Annotated in this window: 23 protein-coding genes; 11 read left to right on the top strand and 12 right to left on the bottom strand. The window is 63.7% G+C overall.

The window, feature by feature from the left end; all coding sequences use genetic code 11:
• Positions 1–55 precede the first annotated feature (55 nt).
• Entirely contained in the window at positions 56–1,141 is a 1,086-nt protein-coding gene (gene serC, locus AC3A3X_RS05460) for a 3-phosphoserine/phosphohydroxythreonine transaminase (protein ID WP_487582029.1), read from the bottom strand.
• Positions 1,142–1,310: 169 nt separating this feature from the next.
• On the opposite strand from serC, the gene msrP reads away from it, so the two are divergent.
• Positions 1,311–2,279, top strand: a complete 969-nt coding sequence (gene msrP, locus AC3A3X_RS05455) for a protein-methionine-sulfoxide reductase catalytic subunit MsrP (RefSeq protein WP_487582028.1) — start codon at positions 1,311–1,313, stop codon at positions 2,277–2,279.
• A gap of 13 nt (positions 2,280–2,292) precedes the next feature.
• Positions 2,293–2,940, top strand: a complete 648-nt coding sequence (gene msrQ, locus AC3A3X_RS05450) for a protein-methionine-sulfoxide reductase heme-binding subunit MsrQ (RefSeq protein ID WP_487582027.1) — start codon at positions 2,293–2,295, stop codon at positions 2,938–2,940.
• On the opposite strand, the gene AC3A3X_RS05445 is transcribed toward msrQ, so the two are convergent.
• Positions 2,909–3,706 (bottom strand): FHA domain-containing protein, encoded by a 798-nt coding sequence (locus tag AC3A3X_RS05445; RefSeq protein WP_487582026.1) that lies wholly within the window; start codon positions 3,704–3,706, stop codon positions 2,909–2,911. The two genes, msrQ and AC3A3X_RS05445, sit on opposite strands and share 32 nt — an antisense overlap.
• A gap of 82 nt (positions 3,707–3,788) precedes the next feature.
• Here AC3A3X_RS05445 and AC3A3X_RS05440 point away from each other — a divergent pair, with 82 nt between their 5' ends.
• Positions 3,789–4,064: a polyhydroxyalkanoic acid system family protein gene (locus AC3A3X_RS05440; RefSeq protein ID WP_487582025.1), complete on the top strand. Its 276-nt coding sequence runs from the start codon at positions 3,789–3,791 to the stop codon at positions 4,062–4,064.
• Between the two features lie 161 nt (positions 4,065–4,225).
• Here the strand turns inward: AC3A3X_RS05440 and AC3A3X_RS05435 are convergent, their stop codons facing one another.
• Positions 4,226–4,975 (bottom strand): DUF8198 family protein, encoded by a 750-nt coding sequence (locus AC3A3X_RS05435; RefSeq protein WP_487582024.1) that lies wholly within the window; start codon positions 4,973–4,975, stop codon positions 4,226–4,228.
• 192 nt (positions 4,976–5,167) lie between these two features.
• Here AC3A3X_RS05435 and AC3A3X_RS05430 point away from each other — a divergent pair, with 192 nt between their 5' ends.
• From AC3A3X_RS05430 to AC3A3X_RS05420, 3 genes are all read left to right on the top strand, one after another.
• Positions 5,168–6,412: a patatin-like phospholipase family protein gene (locus AC3A3X_RS05430; protein ID WP_487582023.1), complete on the top strand. Its 1,245-nt coding sequence runs from the start codon at positions 5,168–5,170 to the stop codon at positions 6,410–6,412.
• 106 nt (positions 6,413–6,518) lie between these two features.
• Positions 6,519–7,055 carry a phasin family protein gene (locus AC3A3X_RS05425; RefSeq protein WP_487582022.1) on the top strand — a complete coding sequence of 179 codons (537 nt, stop codon included), beginning with the start codon at positions 6,519–6,521 and terminating at the stop codon, positions 7,053–7,055.
• Between the two features lie 225 nt (positions 7,056–7,280).
• The gene (locus tag AC3A3X_RS05420; protein WP_487582021.1) at positions 7,281–8,246 is read left to right on the top strand and encodes a restriction endonuclease; all 966 of its coding nucleotides are present in this window, start codon (positions 7,281–7,283) and stop codon (positions 8,244–8,246) included.
• Positions 8,247–8,428: 182 nt separating this feature from the next.
• On the opposite strand, the gene AC3A3X_RS05415 is transcribed toward AC3A3X_RS05420, so the two are convergent.
• A complete protein-coding gene (locus AC3A3X_RS05415; protein WP_487582020.1) occupies positions 8,429–10,420 on the bottom strand; it encodes an SDR family oxidoreductase in 1,992 nt (663 codons plus the stop codon).
• Between the two features lie 152 nt (positions 10,421–10,572).
• Between AC3A3X_RS05415 and AC3A3X_RS05410 the strand changes: the two genes are divergently transcribed.
• Together AC3A3X_RS05410 and AC3A3X_RS05405 are read left to right on the top strand one after the other, a co-directional pair.
• On the top strand, positions 10,573–10,830 hold the full coding sequence (locus AC3A3X_RS05410) for an acyl-CoA-binding protein (RefSeq protein WP_487582019.1): 258 nt from the start codon (positions 10,573–10,575) through the stop codon (positions 10,828–10,830).
• 70 nt (positions 10,831–10,900) lie between these two features.
• Positions 10,901–11,527: a TetR/AcrR family transcriptional regulator gene (locus AC3A3X_RS05405; protein ID WP_200605398.1), complete on the top strand. Its 627-nt coding sequence runs from the start codon at positions 10,901–10,903 to the stop codon at positions 11,525–11,527.
• Positions 11,528–11,690: 163 nt separating this feature from the next.
• Here the strand turns inward: AC3A3X_RS05405 and AC3A3X_RS05400 are convergent, their stop codons facing one another.
• Positions 11,691–12,059, bottom strand: a complete 369-nt coding sequence (locus AC3A3X_RS05400; RefSeq protein WP_487582018.1) for a hypothetical protein — start codon at positions 12,057–12,059, stop codon at positions 11,691–11,693.
• 150 nt (positions 12,060–12,209) lie between these two features.
• On the opposite strand from AC3A3X_RS05400, the gene AC3A3X_RS05395 reads away from it, so the two are divergent.
• Complete coding sequence (locus AC3A3X_RS05395) at positions 12,210–13,064, top strand: hypothetical protein (RefSeq protein ID WP_487582017.1); 855 nt, start codon at positions 12,210–12,212, stop codon at positions 13,062–13,064.
• A 162-nt stretch (positions 13,065–13,226) separates the two neighbouring features.
• Here AC3A3X_RS05395 and AC3A3X_RS05390 read toward each other — a convergent pair whose 3' ends face one another.
• Positions 13,227–13,850 carry a response regulator gene (locus AC3A3X_RS05390; RefSeq protein ID WP_487582016.1) on the bottom strand — a complete coding sequence of 208 codons (624 nt, stop codon included), beginning with the start codon at positions 13,848–13,850 and terminating at the stop codon, positions 13,227–13,229.
• A gap of 167 nt (positions 13,851–14,017) precedes the next feature.
• On the opposite strand from AC3A3X_RS05390, the gene AC3A3X_RS05385 reads away from it, so the two are divergent.
• Both AC3A3X_RS05385 and AC3A3X_RS05380 read left to right on the top strand, forming a co-directional pair.
• Positions 14,018–15,661, top strand: a complete 1,644-nt coding sequence (locus tag AC3A3X_RS05385) for a histidine kinase (RefSeq protein ID WP_487582015.1) — start codon at positions 14,018–14,020, stop codon at positions 15,659–15,661.
• 52 nt (positions 15,662–15,713) lie between these two features.
• Entirely contained in the window at positions 15,714–16,349 is a 636-nt protein-coding gene (locus AC3A3X_RS05380; RefSeq protein WP_487582014.1) for a phosphatase PAP2 family protein, read from the top strand.
• Between the two features lie 31 nt (positions 16,350–16,380).
• Here AC3A3X_RS05380 and AC3A3X_RS05375 read toward each other — a convergent pair whose 3' ends face one another.
• The 6 genes from AC3A3X_RS05375 to AC3A3X_RS05350 form a co-directional block, all read right to left on the bottom strand.
• Entirely contained in the window at positions 16,381–17,652 is a 1,272-nt protein-coding gene (locus tag AC3A3X_RS05375; protein WP_487582013.1) for an O-antigen ligase family protein, read from the bottom strand.
• Positions 17,653–17,681: 29 nt separating this feature from the next.
• The gene (locus AC3A3X_RS05370; RefSeq protein ID WP_487582012.1) at positions 17,682–18,872 is read right to left on the bottom strand and encodes a DUF1972 domain-containing protein; all 1,191 of its coding nucleotides are present in this window, start codon (positions 18,870–18,872) and stop codon (positions 17,682–17,684) included.
• Positions 18,817–19,806 carry a glycosyltransferase family 4 protein gene (locus AC3A3X_RS05365; RefSeq protein ID WP_487582011.1) on the bottom strand — a complete coding sequence of 330 codons (990 nt, stop codon included), beginning with the start codon at positions 19,804–19,806 and terminating at the stop codon, positions 18,817–18,819. The genes AC3A3X_RS05370 and AC3A3X_RS05365 overlap by 56 nt, the downstream gene beginning before the upstream one ends.
• A gap of 58 nt (positions 19,807–19,864) precedes the next feature.
• On the bottom strand, positions 19,865–21,250 hold the full coding sequence (locus AC3A3X_RS05360; RefSeq protein ID WP_487582010.1) for a polysaccharide biosynthesis protein: 1,386 nt from the start codon (positions 21,248–21,250) through the stop codon (positions 19,865–19,867).
• Between the two features lie 50 nt (positions 21,251–21,300).
• Positions 21,301–22,461, bottom strand: coding sequence for an acyltransferase family protein (locus AC3A3X_RS05355; protein WP_487582009.1), 1,161 nt, complete (start codon positions 22,459–22,461; stop codon positions 21,301–21,303).
• Positions 22,454–23,266: UDP-glucose dehydrogenase family protein (locus AC3A3X_RS05350; RefSeq protein WP_487582008.1), on the bottom strand; the 813-nt coding region annotated here is incomplete at its 5' end. The genes AC3A3X_RS05355 and AC3A3X_RS05350, both read right to left, overlap by 8 nt.

Below are 23,266 nucleotides of genomic sequence, written 5' to 3'. Positions count from 1 at the left end.
GCGAACGGGCCCTCACCCCTACCCCTCTCCCGCAAGCGGGAGAGGGGCTCATTCGTCAGCCGTTGCGCTGCTGGAAATCGCGCATGAACGATGCCAGCGCCTGCACGCCCGCTTCCGGCATCGCGTTGTAGATCGACGCACGCATGCCGCCGAGCACGCGATGGCCCTTGAGCGAAATCATTCCGTTCTGCGCGGCCTGCTCGAGGAAGGCAGCGTCCAGCGAGGGATCGTGCAGGAAGAACGGAACGTTCATGCGCGAGCGCGCCGCCACCGCCACTTCATTGCGATAGAAGCCACCGGAGTGGTCAATCACGTCATACAACCACCCAGCCTTGCGGGCGTTGCGGCGGGCGAACTCTTCCACGCCGCCTTCGGCCAGCATCCACTTGAACACCAGCCCGGCCAGGTACCAGTTCCAGGTCGGCGGCGTGTTGAGCATCGAGTCGCCCTTGAGGTGGGCGCGGTAGTCGAGGATTTCGGCGCGCGGCTGGCCGGCACGCTCCATCAGGTCGCGACGGACGATCACCACCGCGACTCCGACCGGGCCCAGGTTCTTCTGCGCGCCGCCGTAGATCAGCCCGAAGCGGGACACATCCAGCGGCTCGGACGCGATCGAGGAGCTGAAGTCGGCAAACAGCGGGACCTCGCCGACGTCGGGAATGTCGTGGAACTCGACGCCGTGGATGGTTTCGTTGGCGGTGTAGTGGACGTAGGCCGCGTCGGGGGAAAGGTTCCACGTCTCGCGGGCAGGAATGTCGCGGAACCCGCCCGGCTCGCCGTCGGCGGCCACGTTGACGTCGCAGTACGGCCGCACCTGCTTCAGCGCGGTCTTGCCCCAGTGGCCGGTGACCACGTAGTCGACGCGCTGGCCCGGCGCGGTGAAGTTGAGCGCCATCAGCGCCTGCTGCACCGTCGCCCCGCCCTGCAGGAACAACACCGCGTAGTCGTCCGGAATCGAGACCAGGCGGCGCAGGTCGGCTTCGGCCTGGGCCGCGACCCTCATGAACTCGGGGCCGCGGTGGCTGAGCTCGACGATCGAAGCCCCTACCCCGTGCCAATCCATCAGTTCCTCCTGGGCCTGTCGCAGCACCGGCTCGGGCAGGGTTGCGGGGCCGGCGGCGAAATTGAAGGCGCGGGACATGAACGCTCCAGTCAGGAAAGGGATGGTGGGGCTGGGCAGGCAAGTATGCCGCACTGCAACAGCCAACGGATTCATGGTTACCCGCGCAACTTTTCCCTCGATCGCGCCCTCTATAGTCAGTGGACGGCGCGCTCCCCCTGGCGCACCGACGCAACATCCGGAGCTGGACATGTCGCTGCGTGACGCACTGAAGATCCCCTCATCGCAAATCACCGACGAATCGGTTTATCGCGGGCGACGGCAGTTCCTCGCGGCGTTCGCCGCGGCGCCGGCGCTGGCCCTGCCCGGCTGCTCCGGGGCCGAGCCTCCGCCGCCGCCGAAAACGGCGGTCACGCCGGCGCAGGCGCGCTCGGGTTTTCGCACCGACGAGCCGCTGACGCGGTTCGAAGACATCACCACCTACAACAACTTCTACGAGTTCGGCACCGGCAAAGCGGACCCCTCGCAGGCGGCGCGAACGCTGCGCACGCGTCCGTGGTCGGTCGCCGTCGGCGGCCATTGCGCCAAACCCGGCACAGTCTCGCTCGACGACCTGATCAAGGGCCTCACTCCCGAAGAGCGCGTCTACCGCCTGCGCTGCGTCGAGGGCTGGTCGATGGTGATCCCGTGGCTGGGCGTGCCGCTGGCGGCGGTGCTCAAGCGATTCGAACCGACCTCACAGGCCAAGTTCGTCGCCTTCACCACCCTGGCCGACCCCAAGCAGATGCCGGGCGTCGCCTACCGCTCGATCGACTGGCCGTACCGGGAAGGGCTGCGCATCGACGAAGCCATGAACCCGCTGTCCCTGTTGGCCACCGGCATCTACGGCAAACCGCTGTTGCAGCAGAACGGCGCGCCGCTGCGACTGGTGACGCCGTGGAAATACGGCTTCAAGTCGATCAAGTCGATCGTCGCCATCGACTTCGTCGAGAAGATGCCGGAAACCGCCTGGCACGAGCTGCAACCCAACGAGTACGGCTTCTTCTCCAACGTCAATCCGAACGTCGACCATCCGCGCTGGAGCCAGAAGAGCGAGCGTCGCATCGCCGGCACCACCAGCAAGCTCTTCGCCGAGCGCATCCCGACGCGCCTGTTCAACGGCTATGCCGACCAGGTGGCCGGCATGTACACCGGCCTCGACCTGAAGAAGTGGTTCTGACGACGTGGCTGGCATGAAGGTGTGGCGACCCGGCCCGCGGGCCCTGTTCGCCAGCAAGACCGTGGTGCACCTGCTGGCGTTGACGCCGGCGGCGATCCTGGCCTGGCAGATCCGCGACGAGTTCCTCACCGGCAGCGGGGGCCTGGGCGCCGACCCGGTGGCGGCGATCGAGCACCGGCTCGGCCTGTGGGCGCTGCGATTTCTCATGATCACCCTGGCGATCACGCCGCTGCGGCAACTCACCAACCAGCCGGCGCTGCTGCGCTACCGCCGCATGCTGGGGCTGTATGTCTTCGCCTACGCGACGCTGCACCTGACCGCCTACCTGGTACTCGACCTGCGCGGCTACTGGACGCAGATCTTCGAGGAGATCGTCAAGCGCCCCTACATCACCGTCGGCTTCGCCGCGTGGCTGTTGCTGCTGCCATTGGCGATCACCTCGACCCAGGCGGCGATCCGCAGGCTTGGCCGCAACTGGGCCCGCCTGCACCAGCTGGTCTACGTCATCGCCGTGCTGGCGGTGCTGCACTTCTGGTGGCTGGTGAAATCCGACATCCGCGAACCGGCGCTGTACGCCGGCATCCTGGCGGTGTTGCTGGGCTGGCGTGCGTGGAAGAAGCTGCGGTCGATCAACGCGCGCCGTACAGCAACAGCAGGCTGAGCGCGGCCGCGATCAGCAGCGCCGCCAGCAGCAGCCACGGCATGCGCCGCACCGACTGCGGCAACGTCGACGGCGCCCGCGGCTCCTCGACCGGTGCCGGCCGCGTCAGTGCCGGCGCGGACGCATCGACGCCGGCGATGCGCTGCACCGGGGCCTCGACGACAAACCGGTGCTGGTTGCCGAACACCACCTGGTCGCCCGGCTGCAGCAGCGCATGGCGCACCGGCCGGCCGTTGACGATGCTGCCTTCCACCGAGCCCAGGTCGCGCAGCACCACGCCGTCGGCATGCGCCTCCAGGCGGGCATGGCGATCGACGAAGGAGGCTTCGTTGATGCGGATGTCGCTCTCGCCGGCGCGGCCGACGGTGCGCGGCCGGTCGAGGGTGAAGCTGCGGCCGTGGTGCGGGCCGCCCACGCCGCGCAGCAGCATGCGCGTGTCGGCGCCGCCGGAGAATCCGTAGTCGACCGGCGCCGGCAGCGGGTCGGCCGCCAGCAGCAACAGTTCGATACCGTCGACAAAGATCGCGTCGCCGACCCGGAGCATCGCCATCCGCCGCACCGGGCGCCCGTTGACGTGGAGGCCGCGCGCGCCTTCGCGCACCTGCAGCCAGACGCCGCGGCGGTCCACGCAGAACTGCACCAGGGCAGCATCGATGGAACCCGGACGCAGCGCGCCCTGGCTGTCGTAGCCAATGGCATGCACGCCCGGGCTCAGCGCCAGGTCGGCATGTTCTCGGTTCTGGAATCGCAGTCTTAGGGAATTCACGCCCGCGCAATCTAGCATGCGTCACACACTTGGAAGCAGGGGGGCGTGCCCGCACAATACCCGGCACTTCGGAGGACCAGACATGTCGCACATCGATATCCACCACGCCCATTCGCTCTCGCCCGACCAGGCCCGCCAGGCCGTGCAGGAAGTGGCCGAGAAACTGTCTGAGCGTTTCGGCATGGATTACGCCTGGGCCGGCGACGTCCTCAACTTCAACCGCAGCGGCGTCGACGGCCACATCGCGCTGGAGCCGGAGCAACTGCACGTGACGGCGAAGCTGGGCTTCCTGCTGAGCACGATGAAGGGCCCGATCGAGGCCGAGATCAAGCGCGTGCTCGACGAGCGCTTCGCCTGAAGCCCGGTGCGTAGGAGCGAGCTTGCTCGCGACCGGTGAGCCCTGAGATGCAGGAGCGAGCTTGCTCGCGAACCGGTGAGGCCTGCGGTGTAGGAGCGAGCTTGCTCGCGAACCGGGCGCCCCTTTCGCGAGCAAGCTCGCTCCTACAAGTGCAAGTGCGGTCAGGCGATCTGGCCGCGGAACGGGTCCGGCTCGCCTTCGAACAGGCGCCTGGACACCGCGCGCTCGTCCTCCTCGATCTCGGCGATGAAGCTGCGCACATCGCCCAGCTTCGAGAAAGCCTCAAAGCCGCGCTCCAGGAATCCCTGCAGCTCCGACACGCCGGCCGCCTTCGCCGGGCCGTGCGAAAGCCTGAGCAGCATCGAAATACCCGGCAGTCGCAATGCATTGCCCAGGCCCAGGCCGACACGGGCGATCAGGTCGATCTGGTGCGAGCGCAGTCGCGGCAAGCCTGATTCCCGGTAAGCCTGTGCGTAGAGTTCGGCATCGAGCTTGCGCCGCTGTCCGCCGATCTCCTGCAGGACCCCGGCCATGCGCAGGTCGAAGGCATGGGTGAGCAGCCCCAGTTCGATCGCATCGGCCACCGTCTCCAGCAGACCGGTCGGCAGCAGGCGCTGCATCATCGGCAGGACCTTGGCGATGTCGGCATCGCGGCGGCTGAAATCGTGGTCGTTGTAGACGTCGCTCAGGAAGAACTGGGCGGCCGGTCGGCGCCTGGGATCGCTGAGGAAGCGATCGAAGCTGGCCTCCAGCCGTTGCGCCTGCCAGCGCCGGACTTCCGGCAGCCAGCGCAGGCGGTTGCGGGGCTCCTGTGCCGGGTCGTGCAACGCGTGGTGCTCGCGCAGCAGCCACTGCAGCCGTTGTGCCAGCGGGCGACGACGATGGCTGCCTTGGGGCGTGTGCGGGGACATCGGGGGCGATGATACCCGGCGCCTCGGACCGTAGGAGCGAGCTTGCTCGCGAAATGTGCGCCCGGATCGCGAGCAAGCTCGCTCCTACACCTTTGGCCCACCGGGTCGCGAGCAAGCTCGCTCCTACCCAGGGGACGGCAGGGGAACGCCGAAGCCGGCTACACTCGGGTCATTCCCGCGACGCGTGCCTCCATGCTGTCAGTCCACTCCGCCCGGCACCGGCCGCGCAACCATACCGATGGCAGCCCCAGCCGGATAGGGCTGGCGGTCGCCGGCGGCGGCCCGATCGGCGGCATGTACGAACTGGGCGCGCTGCGCGCGCTCGACGAAGCGCTCGACGGCCTCGACCTGACCCGTCTGGACAGCTATGTCGGGGTCAGCAGCGGCGCATTCCTCGCGGCCGGTCTGGCCAACCGCATGGACACCGCGCAGATGTGCCGGATCTTCATCACCGGCGACAGCGACGACGTGCAGTTCCGCCCGGAGACTTTCCTGCGCCCGGCGATCTTCGAGTACCTGCGCCGCGCCGCCGGCCTGCCGCGCCTGGCCGCGCAGTGGGGCCAGGACATGCTGTTCTCGGGCAAGGAAGCGCGCTGGTCGGACCTGCTGATGCGCTTCGGCGGGCTGGTGCCGACCGGGCTGTTCGACAATGCCCGGGTCGAGGAATTCCTGCGCGATGTCTTCACCCGGCGCGGACGCAGCAACGACTTCCGCGACCTCGACGCCACCCTCTACGTGATTTCGGTCGACCTCGACAGCGGCGAAGTCGTGCGCTTCGGCGGCGAAGGCTGGAACGACGTGCCGATCTCCACCGCGGTCCAGGCCAGTGCCGCCCTGCCCGGCCTGTACCCCCCGGTCGAGGTCCGCGGTCGCCACTTCGTCGATGGCGCGCTGCGCCGGACCATGAACGCCTCCGTCCTGCTCGAGCGCGGCATCGACCTGCTCATCGGCATCAATCCGCTGGTGCCCTTCAACAAGGGCGATGCCGGTGTCGCCGTCAGCCGCGAGCGCAGCCTGGCTGCCGGCGGATTGCCGGCCGTGCTGTCGCAAACCTTCCGCACGCTGCTGCAGTCGCGCATGCAGGTCGGCCTGTCCCGCTACGCCCAGCAATATCCGGACATCGACCAGCTCATCTTCGAACCCAATGCGCAGGACGGTGAGCTGTTCTTCACCAACGCCTTCAGTTTCTCGGCACGCCGGCGCATCTGCGAGATCGCCTATCGCAACACCCTGGCCGACCTGCACCGCCGCGCCGACACCCTCGGACCGCAGCTGGCCGCGCACGGCATAAGCCTGCGCACCGACCTGATCGCCGACAGCGAGCGCTCGATCCTGGACGGCCTGGACGTACCGACAAGGCACACCGAAACCACCGCCCGGCTCGATCGCGCCCTGGACGATGTCGGCCGCCTGGTCGCCGCGCGCCGCCGGCGCTGACGTCGTTTCCGCCGCCGGCGCTGGCCGTTGCCGGCGCTGGTGTGAAAGCTCTAGAGCGCGGGGCGATGGTGGGGGCACATCAGCCACTCCCACCGAGGGAACCCGCATGGCGAAGTTCAAGAAGGCGGCCAAGAAGGCCAGCACCGGTCGCGGCAAGACCAGCAAGGCCGATGCGCAGAAGGAAGCCGAGCAGCTCTCGCGCAGCCTGAGCGAATCGGCGCAGCAGATCTGGCTGGCCGGCGTGGGTGCGTTCTCGCGCGCACAGGCCGAAGGCACCAAGTTGTTCGACGCGCTGATCAAGGAAGGCATGACCCTGGAGCAGACCGCGCGCAAGTTCGCCGGCGGCCAGGCCGATGCGGTGCGCGACGTCGTCGAATCCAGGGTCGGCCAAGCCCGCGACCGTGCCGCCGACACCTGGGACCGGCTCGAGAAAGTGTTCGAGGAGCGCGTCAACCGCGCCCTGATCAAGCTCGGAGTACCGGGCCGCGACGACCTCACCGAGCTCAGCCGCAAGGTCGACGCGCTGACCGCCGAGCTGCGCCGCCAGGGCGGCAAGCCGGCCGCGGCACGCAAGGCACCGGCCGCGAAGAAGGCCGCCAAGGCACCGGCCAAGCGCAAGCCGCGCAAGGTCGCCGCCTCCTGAAATCAAGCTTCTCTGAAACCAGGCTTCATTGCATTACCGCGCGGCCGACCGCCGCGCGGACAACCTAAGCCCGCCAGTCCGCGCTTCCGTATGCTCCCCTCCCCTTACGGTTTCGGACTGGCGGGCTTTCTCTTGCCTCCCCCCTTGCCGGCGTGATCACCGCCACACGAGTTGGCGTGAAGCTGGCGTATATTCGCGGGCCCTGACCCAACAGAGTTGCGCATGGTGGCCGGCTTTTCCCCGTTGATTGCGACCGTCGTCGTTGTCCTTTCCGGCGCCCTGGCGACGGCATACCTATGGCTGGTCCGGCAGCGCCAGGCCGAAACCAATGCCGGCATCGATGCCCTGGCCGCGATGCGCTGGCGCGAGTTCTCACGCCTGGTGATCGAGGCCCTGCACGCCCGTGGCTTCGTCGCCGAATCGGTCGAGAAGACCCTGGAAAGCGGCCCCCAGGCCGAGATCCGACTGACCCGCGAAGGCCGTACCTGGCTGCTGGCCTGCAAGCAGGCCGGCGCCCGCTCGCGCCTTGCCGCGGCAAGCGTGCGCGAACTGGCCGAGGCCGTGCGCCTGACCGGCGCCGCGGGCGGCATCCTCGCCACACCCGCGAGCATCGATGCCGGCGCACGCAAGCTGGCCGGCGACCTTGATCTGTACGACGGCCCGGCCCTGTGGGCACTGGTCAGCCAGATGCTGCCGTCGTCCCTGCGCGAGGACCTGACCGCCAACGCGCGCAAGCGCAGCGTCCGCGAGATCGCCATGGCCTGGGGCGGCGCGGTGTTGCTCGGCCTGCTCGCCGGCTTCGTCCCTGCCATGACCAAGGACAAGCCCGAATCCGAAGCGGTCGTCGCGCCCGTGCCCGTGCAGCGCCCCGCCACCACGACGCCTGCCCCCTCCGCCCCTGCAGTGGACCCGGCCTTGACCGCCGCCGCGCCGGCCGATCCCAACCGCGAGCAGTTCGAACGCGGCGAAGTCATCCATGCCATCTCCGCTCTGCCGTGGGTCGAGCGCGTGCTGTGGTCGACCTCGTCGACGCTGGTCATCCAGCAGATCGAGGATGTCGAGCAGGCGCATGTGCAGGAGGTCTGCGCGGTGCTCAATCGCTATGACTCGCTGCGCGCTTCGCGACTGCAGTTGCAGCCGCCGGCGGGGAGCGAGAGGACGGTGCGGTTTTTGCAGTGTCGTAGTTACTGAGGGCTGCTGCCCTCATCCGCCCTTCGGGCACCTTCTCCCGCAGGCGGGAGAAGGGATTTGGAGCCCCTCTCCCGCTTGCGGGAGAGGGGTTGGGGTGAGGGCAAAAGGGAATCAAAGCCCCTCTCCCGCTTGCGGGAGAGGGGTTGGGGTGAGGGCAAGCAGGTTGCGGCGAGCGCAACCAGCTACCAATGCACCCCCCGCATCAACGACGCAAACGCGATCTGCTCATTGCTCGGCTTGACCTCACCCCGTAGCGCCTGCTTGTCGCCGCGTGCCGCCGCCGAATCCGGGAACAGCTCGAACGCGGTGCTCATGATCACCTCGTAGGCCTTCGGCGCCAGCGCATTGAGCACCGAGGCCGTGATACCCAGGCGCGTCGCGATCCGGCTCGGGCGTTCGATGATCCCCTTCACCACCAGATCAGCCGCCTCTTCCGGCGTCAGCGTCGGCACCGAGTCGTACATCTTGGTCGGGGCGATCATCGGCGTCTTCACCAGCGGCATGTTGATCGTGGTGAAGCTGATGCCCTTGCCCGACAACTCGCCCTGGGCGCAACGGCTCCACGCATCCAGCGCCGCCTTGGAGGCGACATAGGCCGAGAACCGCGGTGAATTGGCCAGCACGCCGATCGAACTGATGTTGATGATGTGGCCCTTGCGGCGCTGGACCATCCCCGGCATGACGCCCATGATCAGGCGCAGGCTGCCGAAGTAGTTCAGCTGCATGGTCCGCTCGAAGTCATGGAAGCGGTCGTAGCTGAGCTCGATCGAGCGCCGGATCGAGCGCCCGGCGTTGTTGACCAGCACATCGACCTTGCCGTGCTCCTCGAGCACGGTCTTCACCAGCCGGTCGCAATCGTCCATGTCGGCCAGGTCCGCGGTGTAGGCGAAGACCTTGCCGCCCGCAGCCCGCATGGCGTCGCGCGCCTTGAACAGTTCGTCCTCGCCGCGCGCCACGATCACCGTGATCGCGCCGGCCTCGGCCACGCGCTGCGCGGTCGCCAGGCCGATGCCTGACGAACCACCGGTGATCACCACGACCTTGTTTCGCACCTTGCCCTTGAGCGTGCGGTCGACGAACAGGTCCGGATCGAGGTGGCGCTCCCAGTAGTCCCACAGGCGCCACGCATAACCTTCCAGCGGGGGCACCTGGATGCCGCTGCCCTTGAGCGCACGCTCGGCCTCGCGGTTGTCGAAGCGGGTCGGATAGGTCAGGAACTTCAGCGTCGCCTTCGGAATCTTGAAGTCGCGCAGCAGCATGCCGACGAAGCGCCGTACCGGCGGCAGGTTGCCGACCATGCCGCGCACACTGCCGGGGATGAAGGCGAACATGCGCGCGTCGATGCGCATGGTCATCTCCGGCGAATGGCCGGCGCGGGCGAAGGTGTTGAGTACCTCGCCCACGCGCATCGGCTCCGGATCGGTCAGGTGGAAGCAGTGGCCGTCCAGGCGCGGCTTGTGGGCGATGTGGTCCATCGCATCGACGACGAAATCCACCGGCACGACGTTGATGCGACCGCCTTCCAGGCCGAGCATCGGCATCCATGGCGGCAGCATCTCGCGCAGCTTCTTGAGGAAGGTGAAGAAGTAGTAAGGCCCGTCGATCTTGTCCATCTCGCCGGTCTGCGAGTGGCCCACGACCATGCCCGGGCGGTAGATGCGCCACTTGATCCGGGTTTCCCTGCGCACCAGTCCTTCCGACTCGTGCTTGGTGCGCAGGTAGGGATCATCCAGCCCCTCGGCCTCGTCGAACATGTCCTCGCGGAACACACCCTGGTACAGGCCCGCCGCCGCGATCGAACTGGTGTGGTGGAACACCTCGGTCTTGAGCGCGACCGACAGGTCGAGCGCATTCTGCGTGCCGTCGATGTTGGCCGCGCGTTGCGATTCGGCGTTGGCGGTGAGGTCGTAGATCGCGGCCAGATGGAAGAAGTGCTTGACCTTGCCGCTCAACGTGCGCAACTGCGCGGCGCTGACGCCGCACTTGGGCTGGGTCATGTCGCCGTCGACTAGGACCACGCGCTTGCTGTCCCAGCCCATCTTCTTGGCGATGGCTTCGAGCTTCTTGTGCGAGTCCTTGCGCACCAGCACGTACACGGTGCCCTTGCGCTTGAGCAGCTTGCTGACGAGGAAGCGTCCGATGAAGCCCGTCGCGCCGGTGACGAAATAACTCATGTCCCTCTCCCTGACCTTGAGCATGCCGCCACGGCGGCGTAATGGGCCTACGTTGCCAGAGCCGGTCGCGCGCGACAATTCCCGGGCGTATTGACCACCCCTGCAGTGCGTGAGGTAATGCCGGCACCATCTTGGCCGCCGGGGGGCGACCCATGTCCGATCTGCAGACCGACTTCGAGCAAGCCGCCAAGGATGTCCAGTCGCTGTCCGAGCGTCCCGACAACGAGACGCTGCTGCGCCTGTACGCGCTCTACAAGCAGGGTTCGGAAGGCGACGTCAGCGGCGCCAAGCCGGGCTTCTTCGACTTTGTCGGCACCGCCAAGTACGAAGCCTGGGCCAAGCTCAAGGGCACCTCGGGCGATGACGCCAAGAAGAAATACATCGACCTGGTGAAGAGGCTGCGGTCCTGATCTTCACCCGGCACTCACGCGCGTCCCGTCGCGCGCCCTTCGCTTCCGCGCCAGCTCCCCGAGTCGACTGATGGCGAAACAGACCCGCCAGCGCATCCTCGAGAGCGCGTTGACCATGTTCAACGCGCTGGGCGAGCCCAATGTCACCACCAACCATATCGCCGACGAGCTGGAGATCAGCCCGGGCAATCTGTACTACCACTTCCGCAACAAGGACGACATCATCGAGCAGTTGTTCGCGCGCTTCGAGGAGCGCATGGACGCCGCGCTGGCCGCGCCGGAAGGACGGCTGCCCGGGCTGGAGGACATCTGGTTGCAGCTGCACCTGGTGTTCGAGTGCATCTGGGACTACCGCTTCCTGCACCGCGACCTGGTCGAGATCCTCAGCCGCAACCGCCGCCTGCGCCTGCGCTTCGCCCGCATCCTGCGCCGTGCCGACGAGCAGGCGCACACGGTCATGCGCGGCCTGGTGCAGGCCGGGATCATGCGAGCCTCGAAGGACGAAGTGGCCGCCACCGCGACCAACGTGCTGGTGATCGCCACGTTCTGGCTGAACTACGCCGCCGCACGTGGCGACAAGGACGAACACGCGGCGATCCGCGACGGCATCGTGCAGGTGATGATGCTGCTGGCGCCGTTCCTGCGCGACGCCGAGCGGGTGCACCTCAACACGCTGACGCGGGCCTACCTGGACTGAAATCCGTCATCCCCACGAAGGCGGAGACCCGCGATATAGAGCCTGTCATCCCGAGCGCAGCGAGGGATCTGTTTTCCACGGCGAAACAACAGGTCCCTCGCTGCGCTCGGGACGACATTGACTTCATGCCGTCATCCCCGCGAAGGCGGGGACCCAGCGACTTTCAGGCCGCCCGTGCCGCCCGCTTCACCGACTTGCGCACGCCACCACGCCCCGGCGATTTTCGGGCGCCCTGGCGGACAGCGCGCTTCGCCTTCTGCTTCAACCCCAGCTTGTCGAGCACCGGCGCCAATCGCGCCTCGACCTCACTGCTGAACTGCACCACACACGGCTCGACCTGGCGCACGCGCGCTCCGGCGCTACTTGCAAGCGCCTGCACGCGACGCTGCAGCGCATCGAACTGCGCCGACGCCCGCGCAGGCGCCGCCAGCGCTTCGCGTCGGGAGACCGCCACCAGGCCCAGACCGGCCAGCCAGACGTGACGCAGCGTGGTCTTGCTCGCTGCATTGGATTTGCGCTTCGCAGCTGCCATCGGGTAACTCCACATCCGGACGGGGCGTCCGGCTTTCGCGCTCACTGTCGTGGCGACTGATCGAGCAAACACACTAGGGGCGTGGGGGCTTGCCAGATTCCAGCCCCAGGCGAGATGCTCCCCTTCCCGACCCGCCGACAAGGACCGCAGATGGCCGCCAAATCCAGCTGGGCAGCGTTTCCGCACGACGCCAAGGGCTTCACCTACGCCGGTGACGCGCTCAAGAAGGCCTGGCCGAAGCTGCACGCCGGCGACACCGAGCCCTACCCGGACAGCAAGCGCGCCGCCGCGCTGATCGCCGCCGCCGGCAAGGCCGCGCCGAAGGGACTCGACGCCGATGCACTGGCCGACGCGCTGCAGGATGCCTGGCGGAAATTCCACCATGGAGACTTCAAGGCCGCCTTCGACGCGGGCGAAGCACTCGGCCCGGTGGGCGCGTCGGTCGCGGTGAAGGCCATCGGCATCCATGCCACGTACCTGGTCGATGACGACGCCGAGAAACTCAAGCGCTTCGAGCAGGCGGCAAAGATCGCCGAAGGCGCAGTGAAGACCCTGCCCGACGAAGCCAACAGCCACTATCGCCACGCCTTCGCACTGGGTCGCTACAGCCAGGGGCTGAGCATCGCCAAGGCGCTCAAGGCCGGCATCGCCGGCAAGGTCCGCGGCGCCCTCGACAAGACCCTGGAACTGTCACCCAAGCACGCCGAGGCGCATACGGCGATGGCGCTGTACCACGCCGAGATCATCGGCAAGGTCGGCAGCATGATTGGCGGCCTGACCTATGGCGCCAAGTCCGCCGAGGCCGAGAAACACATCAAGACCGCGCTGAAGCTGACACCCGATTCACCCATCGCCCATATCGAGCACGGCAACGTGCTGATGCTGCTGCACGGCGACAAGCAGGAAGACGCCGCAGCGGCCGCCTATGAGAAGGCCGCCAAGCTCAAGCCGGTCGATGCGATGGAAGCACTGGATGCGGCGTTTGCCGCGTCGCAACTGGAGTAGCACCGTCGCTCCCTTCTCCCGCCACCGGAAGAGTCGGCAGATCCCTTCTCCCGCTAGCGGGAGAAGGTGCCCGAAGGGCGGATGAGGGCGCTCTTGCGCTGCTGCGCTTTGCCCTCACCCCAGCCCTCTCCCGCAAGCGGGAGAGGGAGCCAAGCAAAAGCTCTAGTGCCCCCACATCGCCAGCAACCCGCGCTCGCGCGCGATCCGCGCCAGCTCGCCAACGGTGCGCGCACCAAGCTTTTCCATCAGGTTGGCGCGGTGGCGGTACAGCGTCTTCACACTGATGCCCAGCTCGCTGGCAATCGCCTTGGGCGGCAGGTCCGACAGCAACCCGCGCAGCGTCTCCACTTCACGCGGCGTCAGCCGCGAGGCGACCGGCCGGTGAACCGTGGCATTGAGGTCGCTGCTGAGCACCACTTCCCCCTGCATGACCCGGTCGAGCACCCCGACCAGCTCATCCACGGCGGCAGCCTTGGTCACATAGCCATGGGCGCCCAGGTCCAGCGCCCGCAGCACCAGCCCGGGATCGTCATGCATGCTCAGCACCACCCGTCGCACGTTCGGCACGACGGCGGCCAGTTGCCCAAGCAGGGTCAGGCCACTGTTGCCAGCGCTCAGGCTCAGATCGAGAACGGCGATGTCCGGGGAATGGGCACGCGCAGCCGCAACTGCATCGGCGACCGTCGACGCCTCCGCCAGGACTTCATACCCTTCCGTGTTTTCAAAGAGGCGTTTGAAGCCCTCTCGGACGATCGCGTGATCGTCGACTAGCAATACCCTGACCATGACACTAGTCTGACAGCCCTTGCCTCGGGCGGGTTAGAAAAAGTCTCCATCCCAGCGTATGGAGACCCCGGGTACCCTGCCTGCCGATGGATCAGAAACTGCTCACGTCCAACCCGCCACGCACGCCCCCCCGATCGTCGCCCGCTTCGCCCCGCCTGAGCGGCGCAATGCGCGAGATCGGCCTGGGCGTGATCGTGATGGTCGCAACGGCGGCGATCTACGTGCCGCTGGGGTTGTTCGGCTTCTTCCACTGGATGGTCGCCAGCGGCGTCCTGTTCACCGCTCTGTGGTGCATGCCCCGACGCTGGTGGCCCTGGCTGTTCGCAGGCGCGATCCTGGCGCGCATGATCAACGGCGCATTCGTCAGCGCCACCTCCGGCGCCCCCGGCGCCTTCCTGCAGTACTGGCCCGGCCCGCTGCAGTTCGTCCTCGGCAATCTACTGGAGCCGTTCCTGATCGCCACCGGCGTCCTCCTGCTGCAGCACTGGCGGGTGTTCCCCAAGGACCCGATGAGCCTGGATTCCATGGCCCGGATCCACCTGGCCACCGCCGTTTCCGCACTGGCGGTGGTGAGCAAGGACCTCGCCTACGTGCTGGTGGACGGCCAAGTCGGCGATGTGCGCCTGGACCGCATCGTCGACATGGCACCGCTGGTCGGGCCCAGCGTGTGGGCGTTGCTGGCGGCCTTCATGCTCAAGAACTTCCTGGGCAACTTCATCGGCTGCATCCTGATCGCGCCACTGGGCGCGTGGATCTCCGCGCCGGTGCACTACTCGCCGTCAAAGCCCATCCTCAAGAGCGCCATCCGCTACCTGCTGCCGACCATGGCGCTGTACCTGGTGCTCAGCCTCAGCCGACCCGGCAGCAACCTGGGCGAACTGTTGCGGCTGCTGCTGATGGTGGCCGTGGTCGTGTTCGCCATGCGCCACGGCTGGCGCGGCGCGGCCATCTCGGTGCTGGTGGCCAGCATCGCGATCGCGGTGGAAGAGCACGTCGGCCTGCCCGTCTACACGCCGATCCGATTGCAGATGTTCATCGCCATCACCGGCGCCATGGCGCTGCTGTTCGGCGTCACCGTGGACGACATGCGCCGCGGTGTCGCCCTGCTCCGCCAGGCCAATGCCGAGGCCGCGGCCCTGACCGCAAAGCTGCATGCCTCGGCACTGCGCAACCTGCAGGCAGAAGAACGCGAACGCCGGCGCCTGGCCGCCGACCTGCACGACGAGTTCGGCCAGAACCTGACGGCATTGCAGACGCATCTGAAGCTGGCCCAGCGCGACTTCATCGAGAGCGGCCGCACCGCCGTGGTCGACAACCTGCTCGAACTGACCCGCAACATGCGCCGCAACATCGCCTCGGTGCTCGAATCACTGCGCCCGGCGGCGCTGGACGAACTGGGCCTGTACGCATCGATCGAGCGCGGCCAGATCCGCCGCCTCGTCGAAGAAGCCGGCCTGGAGTTCGACGCCCACCTGGAGGGCGACGCCCGCCTGCTGTCGATGCTGGCCCCGGTGCACCGCCACGCCGCCTACCGCGTGGTGCAGGAAGCGGTGACCAACGTCGTGCGCCACGCCCGCGCCAGCCGCTGCGAAGTGCGCCTGCGCATCAACCTGCGCAACGATGCGCTGTGGCTGTTCATTCACGTCCGCGACGACGGGATTGGTGGCGCGGACGGCATGCGGTCGAATCATGGACTGACGAACATCTTCGACCGCGTAGTGGCGTTGAGCGGATCGATGAAGCTGGCCGACATGCATCCGGGGTTGCGCGTGCATGCATTGATCCGGCAGCCGTTTTCGGAGTTTGAGTGACGGCCGCCAGTTGGGTTGACAACTTCATGCTCGACTGTCGCACTGTCTAGCGATGAACTGGCTCTGGACATGGTTGACGGGCTTAGGGCATCTGGCGCTGATCTGGCCATTGACGATTTGTCTTGCCGCGCTACTTGCATCAGTGGCACAAACGAAATCTGATGGCCGCGCTATTTCTACTTGGCTCGTCGCAACCGCCTCGGCCTCGATGCTGGTTGCACTCAGCAAAGTTGCCTTCTATGGGTGGGGCCTCGGGATGCCCGAGTGGAACCTAACGTGCTTCAGTGGGCACACCACGCTCGCGATGACATTTTGGCCTGTTGCGCTACTTCTCCTGACCCCCTCTCATCTTCAGATGCATCGCCGAATAGCTGTAGCCATCGGCGTGTTGATTGGCTGTCTAGTTGGTGCTTCCCGTGTTCTCATCGGAGCCCATTCAACGTCTGAGGTCATCGCCGGCGCACTGCTGGGGTGCGCGTCTTTCGCAGTAACACTGCGCTCAATTGACAATCAACGCATTCCTTTTCCATCTCGAATGAATGCCGCGCTGCTAATGATCATCCTGCCCCTGGCTAGCGGCGCCCTTGTTGCAGCCCCGGCACCTGAGAAATGGCTAGAACGATTGGGTGCTTCCCTAAGCGGCCTAGAGAAACCCTACTGGCGCGAAAGCTGGCGCCGAGGTGAGTAAAACGAAAAAGAAACACCCCTCGCGAAAGCCGTTACAACAATGCAGCCCCACCCCTAGAGGGAACCTTCTGTTTCGGCAAATTCATGCCACGCCAACAGTAAGGCAGCAGCACAATCAGGAACCAATAGATGCTGCTCGTCTCCATCGCTGCGGTGGCGACAGTGTTACTAATGACATAGAAGATGAAATAAGCGACCGCGAATTTGAACGCGTACCCTTCGCTCTTTGCTAGCGGTACCGTAACCAGATTCTTCACCAACACCACTAGGTAGCTGACGAACAGGGCCAGCCCCAGAAGTCCGATCTCAACGAACGCCTGAATGAAGCCGCTGTGCGAGTGCCCTGGATTACTTCCGATTGACGCCGTCACCACGGCGCCAACTCCACCTTCCCACGCAGCACCACCGTAACCACCACCTAACACCAGATGGTGCTTCGCCGCCGCGTCAATTGCAGCAGACCATATCAGTGTGCGAGCGGACAGCGTTGGATCCCTCCCCAGGCTATTCAATAGCACTTCACTGATAACTTCTATAACACCCGATGCGGCGACGACCGATCCCCCGACCACAGCAAGCAGAAGCAACAGGAATCGTCCACGAGGACGGAGCTCTCCCATCAGGCCGGCAAACACAACTGCAAACGGAATCGAAACAAATGACTTCGCAGAGCCAGCCAATCCGAGAAGCAACAGGGTAGCTAGCGACAAGAGCACCCACCACCTTCGCCTGACCAGTCTCGGTCCGATAGTAACGAACACAATCAACGCAACGCCGAGAATCAACGCCATCGCGTTCTTATGGAAGTACGTGCCCTTTAGGAGTCCAGCATGAATCGCATAAAACTCCGTGCTCGAATGAAACACGTACTCAGGCGCAATCACTACCAGCGCCATATTCACAATCACAAACAACGCGAAGAACCAATACACGACACCGCAGATGTCACGGACAGACAGGGTGCTTCCCGCGAGAATCGCGAACAATGTGCAACCCAATAGCCCTGATACCCGATTAACCACAATATCGGGATAAGCACTCCACAGCGCCGAGAGACAAGCCAATCCGCAGACGGCTAAAGGCAGAAGGACCGCGGGAGGAACAATCAAGCGCCTCAGCCTGACCAGGAAAAGGAGCAAGGTAACTCCGTAGAACCCAGCACCAATCCACATCATATTGCGGTTATCAACCGCCTCGAAATCAAGAAATTGCCCCTCGATAGAGTACCCGCCAACAACACGTTGAAGCGACCCCGATACCACCATCAGGCCGATAAACAGATACAGCTTGGCGACGGATTGCATCCTTAACCGAAACACCCCACCTCGCCTGATCACCTCGTACCACCCGCCACAGTTTCGCAACCTGAGTCCGACGGCAAAATGGTTGAGTGACTGAGGAGCGCTTCATACTGCTCAAGGATATGAGGCCAACTGAACTCATCAATGAATCGACTCATGCCCGCGCGACACATGAGATCACGCCCAACTGGATCCGCGAGAAATTCGTCTAGCAGGCGCGAGAACGACGCCGCGTCGACAAAATAGCGCGCACCATCTCCCGCCACCCAGCGATTGAAGCGATTGTCATGCGCGAGCACGGCGTTACCGGCACCAAGTGCCTCAACTAACGACGGGTTAGTTCCACCCACTTGGTGCCCGTGGACGTATCCGAGGCAGTGAAATCTCAACGCCTGGACCGTCGCTTTATCGTAGATCGCGCCGACAAATACGACTTCATTGCTTGCCACATCGAGGACCTTTCGATGATATGGGCGCTCACGGTCGTAGGCACCAAGGACAACTAGCTTCACATTCCGATGCGCCATGGAGAACCCTTGCACCACTTCAAGAATGGAGTTCTCCGGCTCCGCTCGGCCGACAAGAGTCAAATACTGACCAGGCTCAAGCCCGAGTTGCCTAACTGCCTCGTCGGAGCACGCCGATACGAGATCAGCCCCGTAGGCAATTGTCGTAATCTTCTTCGGGGAAACCCGAGAGGAGAGGTGCCTCATGATCTCTGGATGATCGGCGATCAAGTGGTGACCTAGCCAGCATCCTGCCCAGTCGTTCAACCAAAACCACAACCTAGCCACCTTCCCCCACTTGGAACGGGCCCACTCGATCCCGTCCATATTGATCAGGTTCCGAATTCCAAAAAGCCGAAAGAGTACTGAGAAGCAGGCGGTGTTGTAGCCCAAAGTCAGGCAAAGATCGCGCTGATGGAGCGCATGAAGTACCGACCGCAGATCGAAAAGCACGGTTCCAAGCGGACCACTGAGATTGCTGAACAAGTGAACCCTGGTTACACCGCGCCATTTGTCAACGTAAGTAGTGCCCTTGCCAACGTGTTGGCAATAGACAGTTACATCCCAACCAACCGAAACGAGGTGCTCTGAGAGCTTCTCAGCAAACGTTTCGAATCCACCGTGCGCGGCGGGCACACCTCGGATTCCCAGAATTCTTAGGCTACGCACGACGTAGAACCTCTCCGTAGAGCGATATGAGTCGACCGGCAACCGCATCGCGCGTCAACCCCTTAGCTAAGAACGCACGTCGGATCTCTTGTCTGTCGACCTTATGCTCGAGCAGTCCAATCACCGAGCTTGCGATCTCATCCACATCGTCGCCCGCAACTAGCCGACTGAAGGGCACGCCTTCGAGCATTTCAGCAACGTTGCCAGCATTTCTGGCGACCACCGGAATGCCGCAGGCGAGAGCCTCTTTAACCGAGTTTGGCGAACCTTCATAGTCAGATGTCAGAACGTGCGCTGCCATTGCGTTGAAGATTACTGGAACCATCTCACGGGCCTGCCCCACCATGACGAACTCAGCGACGCGGAGATCCGGTCTAAGTGTCGCGACCCGCGTGACGACTTTCTTGAATAGGTCATAGCGCTTTTGCGCTCGATGCTGATTCTTTGAGCTTACGAAGAGAAGATAGTTAGTCGACTGATCGAGCCCAAGCCTTAATTTTGATTCTTTGACATCACCGATACAGAAGAAATCATCATCGACGCCATTCGGCAGGTTCAAAGCCTTTCCCTTGTTGAGCAGATGGGACGGGATAGGACTCTTAAAGATGACCCTTGTCGAGAACCAGAATCCAAAAGCGCAAAGTATCCGTCGAAACGGCCGGAGCCTCTTTCCCTTCACCTCATGCAACCAATCGTTTAGGAACGACAACAGTACTGGTCGAGAAAGAACACCTGACAGAGCCACGCACAGCGCCGAGTACAAGTGATGGCAATGAATCACATCACAGTCGCTTGCGAGGCGACGCACTTCGCTGATCGCATGCAAGTAGGCGCGAAGGCCTTTTTCTCGCCCGTTTATGAATAGGACTCGACTGTCAACATGATCCTGCGGCAGCGACTCAATCTGCTCTTTCACAAAGACGCCGTACTCCGGAGTACCGTCGCACGGGAATGCATTCGTTACGTGCAGCACCTTAATCATAGCTTTGGGTTGCAACCTTCATTGGATTGATAAATCCTTCTTCTTCAGTGTCAGTGTCTCAACGGCCAAGCCTCAGGGCCAGCATCGCGCGAAGACCACAGGCATCAAAGGCAACCACCATCGCCCCATATGCGCAGCCTCCGATTGTCATCGCCATCCCCACAAACCAGAGGCCGTCACTGACCGGAATCAAGCGCACAACCCCCCCCATGACGACAGTTGCCGCACAGATCGAGATGAGGTCTTTTGCGGAGATGTTTAGGTACCCGATCCAACGCAGAACCAGTAGCGACACAGCTGCGCCTATTGCCCCCGCTCCACAGAGGCTGACCACCACGAGATCTACCCCTTCGAGGAAGCGCTCACCAAGAGTTAGAAGTGCCGGAATACTCAGCAAGGAAACCAGGGGACCTATCAGCGCCAGCGCTGGTCTCCTGACCATCATGAAAAGCGGATCGATCGCGAAGCTTCTGAATGCGATCAAGAACGCCACCACGCAGGCTGGACCTATTGAATCGTCGAACGCCTCGCGATATTCAACCGGAACCAACGTCGCGATCACCGCGGGATTCAGCAAGAATAACCCCAGCATGCAGGGAGAAATAAGCAGCAGAGGAAGAGAGAACTGAACCTTCCTTTGCGCGATCTTGCCCTCTTCCGACCCGGCCTCCTCAACATTGAATGTGCGCTGACTTACAACAATGTTCACGGCCATGCCGGCGATGAGCGCAATCTTCAAGGCAAGATCGAATGAGTAGATGAGGCCGGCAGCAGCAATCGGCCCAGCAAGCTTGACAGCCAACATCTTGACCAACGCTGGGAAGAGGCTGGAGGTTGCGGCGACAAGCCCTGCAAACATCCCAAACCTCAGGAGCATAACTACCTCGCCCATCCCCGGCCGCGCAGCGCCGAGATCAACAGCGAGCCTGTCGACCGAGTTGCTCCGAGAGCGAAGGCGAATCACATACGAGACGGTGATCGCAAGAAGCACAAGTGGACCGTTGCCTAAAAGGGCACCTAGAGTGCACAACAATAGACTGGCACTTGACCTCCAAAGCCATGCGACGGAGAAGCCACGATGATCCCCATCTACGCGAGCAAATGCCTGCCTTCCTTCGAACGATCCTTGGCAGAGTGCGAAGAGTCCAACTACTGCAATCACAAGCGCTTCTCTCGACCACATGGCGGCCAGTGCAGCAATTAGCACAAGCGCCAGCGTTACAACACTCATGACGCGATAGAGCCACAAGAGAGTCGGACGCTCAGGCCGCCCATTCATTCCCAATCGCAGAACGGATTGCCTAAGCCATTCAAAGAGCAGGATCGCCGCGACCTGGCCCCATGCCCAGTAGAGAGAGAACTCTGAGTACTCACCTGGTGGCAGAAGGTGCGGCAGCACCAGTTGAATGACCAGGCCGGCACCATTGGCAACGATCACTGCCAAGGGAACCAGAAGCGCTCCGAAAGAAACCTTACTCACAGATGCCCGCGGACCTACCGCGGCTCGCCGGCACAATTGGACTGCAACTCAACCGCGCCATCGGACCTCTCGCACTTCGGACAAGCGGGCATGGATCGCCGATCCCCCGCCAAAGAAAGCTTGAGCTTCAACCAAGTGGTGATCGGAGCATCGGCATATCTGTGCACCATGGCGGATGCTGCGACGGCTGCTGCCACTCCACCCAGAACGGACACACCTCCACTGTTCCACCCGACCCTCGTCAACACCTCTGGAACGATCGGAGCAATGAGCGGATGGAAGAGATAAAGCACGTAAGATAATTCTCCGAGGTACAAAATGGCTTTTGGGATTCGACGCTGCAGGAAAGGCTCCAAGAGGATGACAACCAGAACCCCCGCACAGACCATAACAAAACCAAAGAAGCTTCTCGCCTTGAATTCAATGCTCTCTGCATGCCAGATCAATCCATACAATGAAACAGAAAGGAGAACTACCGCAAGGGCCCGCAGAGCGCCGGCCTTCTTCGCCTGAAGCAGGGTCGCGAACAACATTCCGACCATGAAATAGAGAACAATCGGATTGAAGTACATTGTGGCGGCTGGCCACCAAGGCTGTCGGAACGCCGAAATGACGGAACATGCAACCATAATTCCACTGACAAAAAGCAGAGCACTGCGCCTCAGATACAGGGCAATGGCGAACGCGGCGTAGAAGAACATCTCGAAGATCAACGTCCAGCCTACACCGAGCAGCGGCTCAAACCTTCCGTCGACGTTCGTGGTCGGCATGAAGAGGTACGAAAGCAAGATCCTCAGCGGATCAACTTCTGCATGAAGGACGAACGCCGGAATCAGAATAAGCGTTGCCAGCTTGATCGTCGTAGCAACCCAGTACATGGGCACGATGCGGACCAAGCGCCTCACCGCGAAGGACTTCCAGCCGTCGGCACGGGCGAATAGAGCTTTCGACGAGATCGTCATGACGAACCCGCTGATCACGAAGAATATATCGACACCAACGGCGCCAGGACTCCAGACAGGGAATGTGCTGTCCAGTCTCTCGTGGGTGTAAAACGTTACGTGCGTGATTACGACCAGGATGGATGCTAAGAACCGGAGAAACTGGACTCCGTCAAAACGACCATTGTCGACAAGAGTTTCGCGGCTGGCGTTGTTGAGGAATTGGCTATTCACGAGAAGCCACCTCGAACGCGTACCTCGTAACGCTCCTTCCGCGGCCAATTCCGTAGTGCGCTAGATCAGCTGACTCCATTTCGCTCGGACTGAAGAGATTGCGGCCATCAAATATCACCCGATCGGCCAGGGACTGCCTCAGTCTCTGCACGTCGGGACTGTGGAACTGCTTCCATTCGGTGACAATGACAAGTGCGTTTGCGCCGTTAAGCGCGCTGAAGGCCGAGTCGCACAGCACCAGATCATCGCGCTCACCGAAGATCCGCTGCGCCTCCTCGGTCGCCTCCGGATCGTAGGCACGCACCCTGGCGCCGGCATCCCACAGCAACTGCAACAGGCGCTGGCTCGAGGCCTCGCGCATGTCGTCGGTGTTGGGCTTGAATGCCAGGCCCCACACCGCGAACGTCTTGCCGGCGATCGCACCCTCGTAGTGGCGACCGATCAGCTCGAACAGGTGCTCCTTCTGACGGTCGTTGACCGACTCGACCGCGCCCAGCAGCTGCGCGTCGTAGCCGTGCTGCTGCGCCGTCTTCGCCAGCGCCTGCACGTCCTTGGGAAAGCACGAGCCGCCGTAGCCGGCACCGGGATAGATGAAGTGCCAGCCGATGCGCGGGTCCGAACCGATGCCCTGGCGCACCATCTCCACGTCGGCACCGACCTTCTCGGCGATGTTGGCGATCTCGTTCATGAAGCTGATCTTGGTCGCCAGCATCGCGTTGGCCGCGTATTTGGTCAGCTCCGCCGAACGCACGTCCATCACCACGATGCGTTCGTGGTTGCGGTTGAACGGCGCGTACAGGCGCTT

This window comes from Lysobacter sp. Soil_N_23, from assembly GCF_057656135.1.
Note: the sequence above shows the minus strand (reverse complement) of the source record. Positions and strands in the feature narration are given on the sequence as shown.

Excerpts from the sequence above, each read along its gene's own strand:
- AC3A3X_RS05400 (WP_487582018.1), bottom strand. The coding sequence starts at position 12,059 with ATGGCAGCTGCGAAGCGCAAATCCAATGCAGCGAGCAAGACCACGCTG.
- AC3A3X_RS05425 (WP_487582022.1), top strand. The coding sequence starts at position 6,519 with ATGGCGAAGTTCAAGAAGGCGGCCAAGAAGGCCAGCACCGGTCGCGGC.
- AC3A3X_RS05370 (WP_487582012.1), bottom strand. The coding sequence starts at position 18,872 with ATGCGGTTGCCGGTCGACTCATATCGCTCTACGGAGAGGTTCTACGTC.
- AC3A3X_RS05380 (WP_487582014.1), top strand. The coding sequence starts at position 15,714 with ATGAACTGGCTCTGGACATGGTTGACGGGCTTAGGGCATCTGGCGCTG.
- msrQ (WP_487582027.1), top strand. The coding sequence starts at position 2,293 with ATGAAGGTGTGGCGACCCGGCCCGCGGGCCCTGTTCGCCAGCAAGACC.
- serC (WP_487582029.1), bottom strand. The coding sequence starts at position 1,141 with ATGTCCCGCGCCTTCAATTTCGCCGCCGGCCCCGCAACCCTGCCCGAG.
- AC3A3X_RS05415 (WP_487582020.1), bottom strand. The coding sequence starts at position 10,420 with ATGAGTTATTTCGTCACCGGCGCGACGGGCTTCATCGGACGCTTCCTC.
- AC3A3X_RS05385 (WP_487582015.1), top strand. The coding sequence starts at position 14,018 with ATGCGCGAGATCGGCCTGGGCGTGATCGTGATGGTCGCAACGGCGGCG.
- AC3A3X_RS05375 (WP_487582013.1), bottom strand. The coding sequence starts at position 17,652 with ATGCAATCCGTCGCCAAGCTGTATCTGTTTATCGGCCTGATGGTGGTA.
- AC3A3X_RS05435 (WP_487582024.1), bottom strand. The coding sequence starts at position 4,975 with ATGTCCCCGCACACGCCCCAAGGCAGCCATCGTCGTCGCCCGCTGGCA.
- AC3A3X_RS05405 (WP_200605398.1), top strand. The coding sequence starts at position 10,901 with ATGGCGAAACAGACCCGCCAGCGCATCCTCGAGAGCGCGTTGACCATG.
- msrP (WP_487582028.1), top strand. The coding sequence starts at position 1,311 with ATGTCGCTGCGTGACGCACTGAAGATCCCCTCATCGCAAATCACCGAC.
- AC3A3X_RS05440 (WP_487582025.1), top strand. The coding sequence starts at position 3,789 with ATGTCGCACATCGATATCCACCACGCCCATTCGCTCTCGCCCGACCAG.
- AC3A3X_RS05390 (WP_487582016.1), bottom strand. The coding sequence starts at position 13,850 with ATGGTCAGGGTATTGCTAGTCGACGATCACGCGATCGTCCGAGAGGGC.
- AC3A3X_RS05365 (WP_487582011.1), bottom strand. The coding sequence starts at position 19,806 with ATGATTAAGGTGCTGCACGTAACGAATGCATTCCCGTGCGACGGTACT.
- AC3A3X_RS05410 (WP_487582019.1), top strand. The coding sequence starts at position 10,573 with ATGTCCGATCTGCAGACCGACTTCGAGCAAGCCGCCAAGGATGTCCAG.
- AC3A3X_RS05430 (WP_487582023.1), top strand. The coding sequence starts at position 5,168 with ATGCTGTCAGTCCACTCCGCCCGGCACCGGCCGCGCAACCATACCGAT.
- AC3A3X_RS05395 (WP_487582017.1), top strand. The coding sequence starts at position 12,210 with ATGGCCGCCAAATCCAGCTGGGCAGCGTTTCCGCACGACGCCAAGGGC.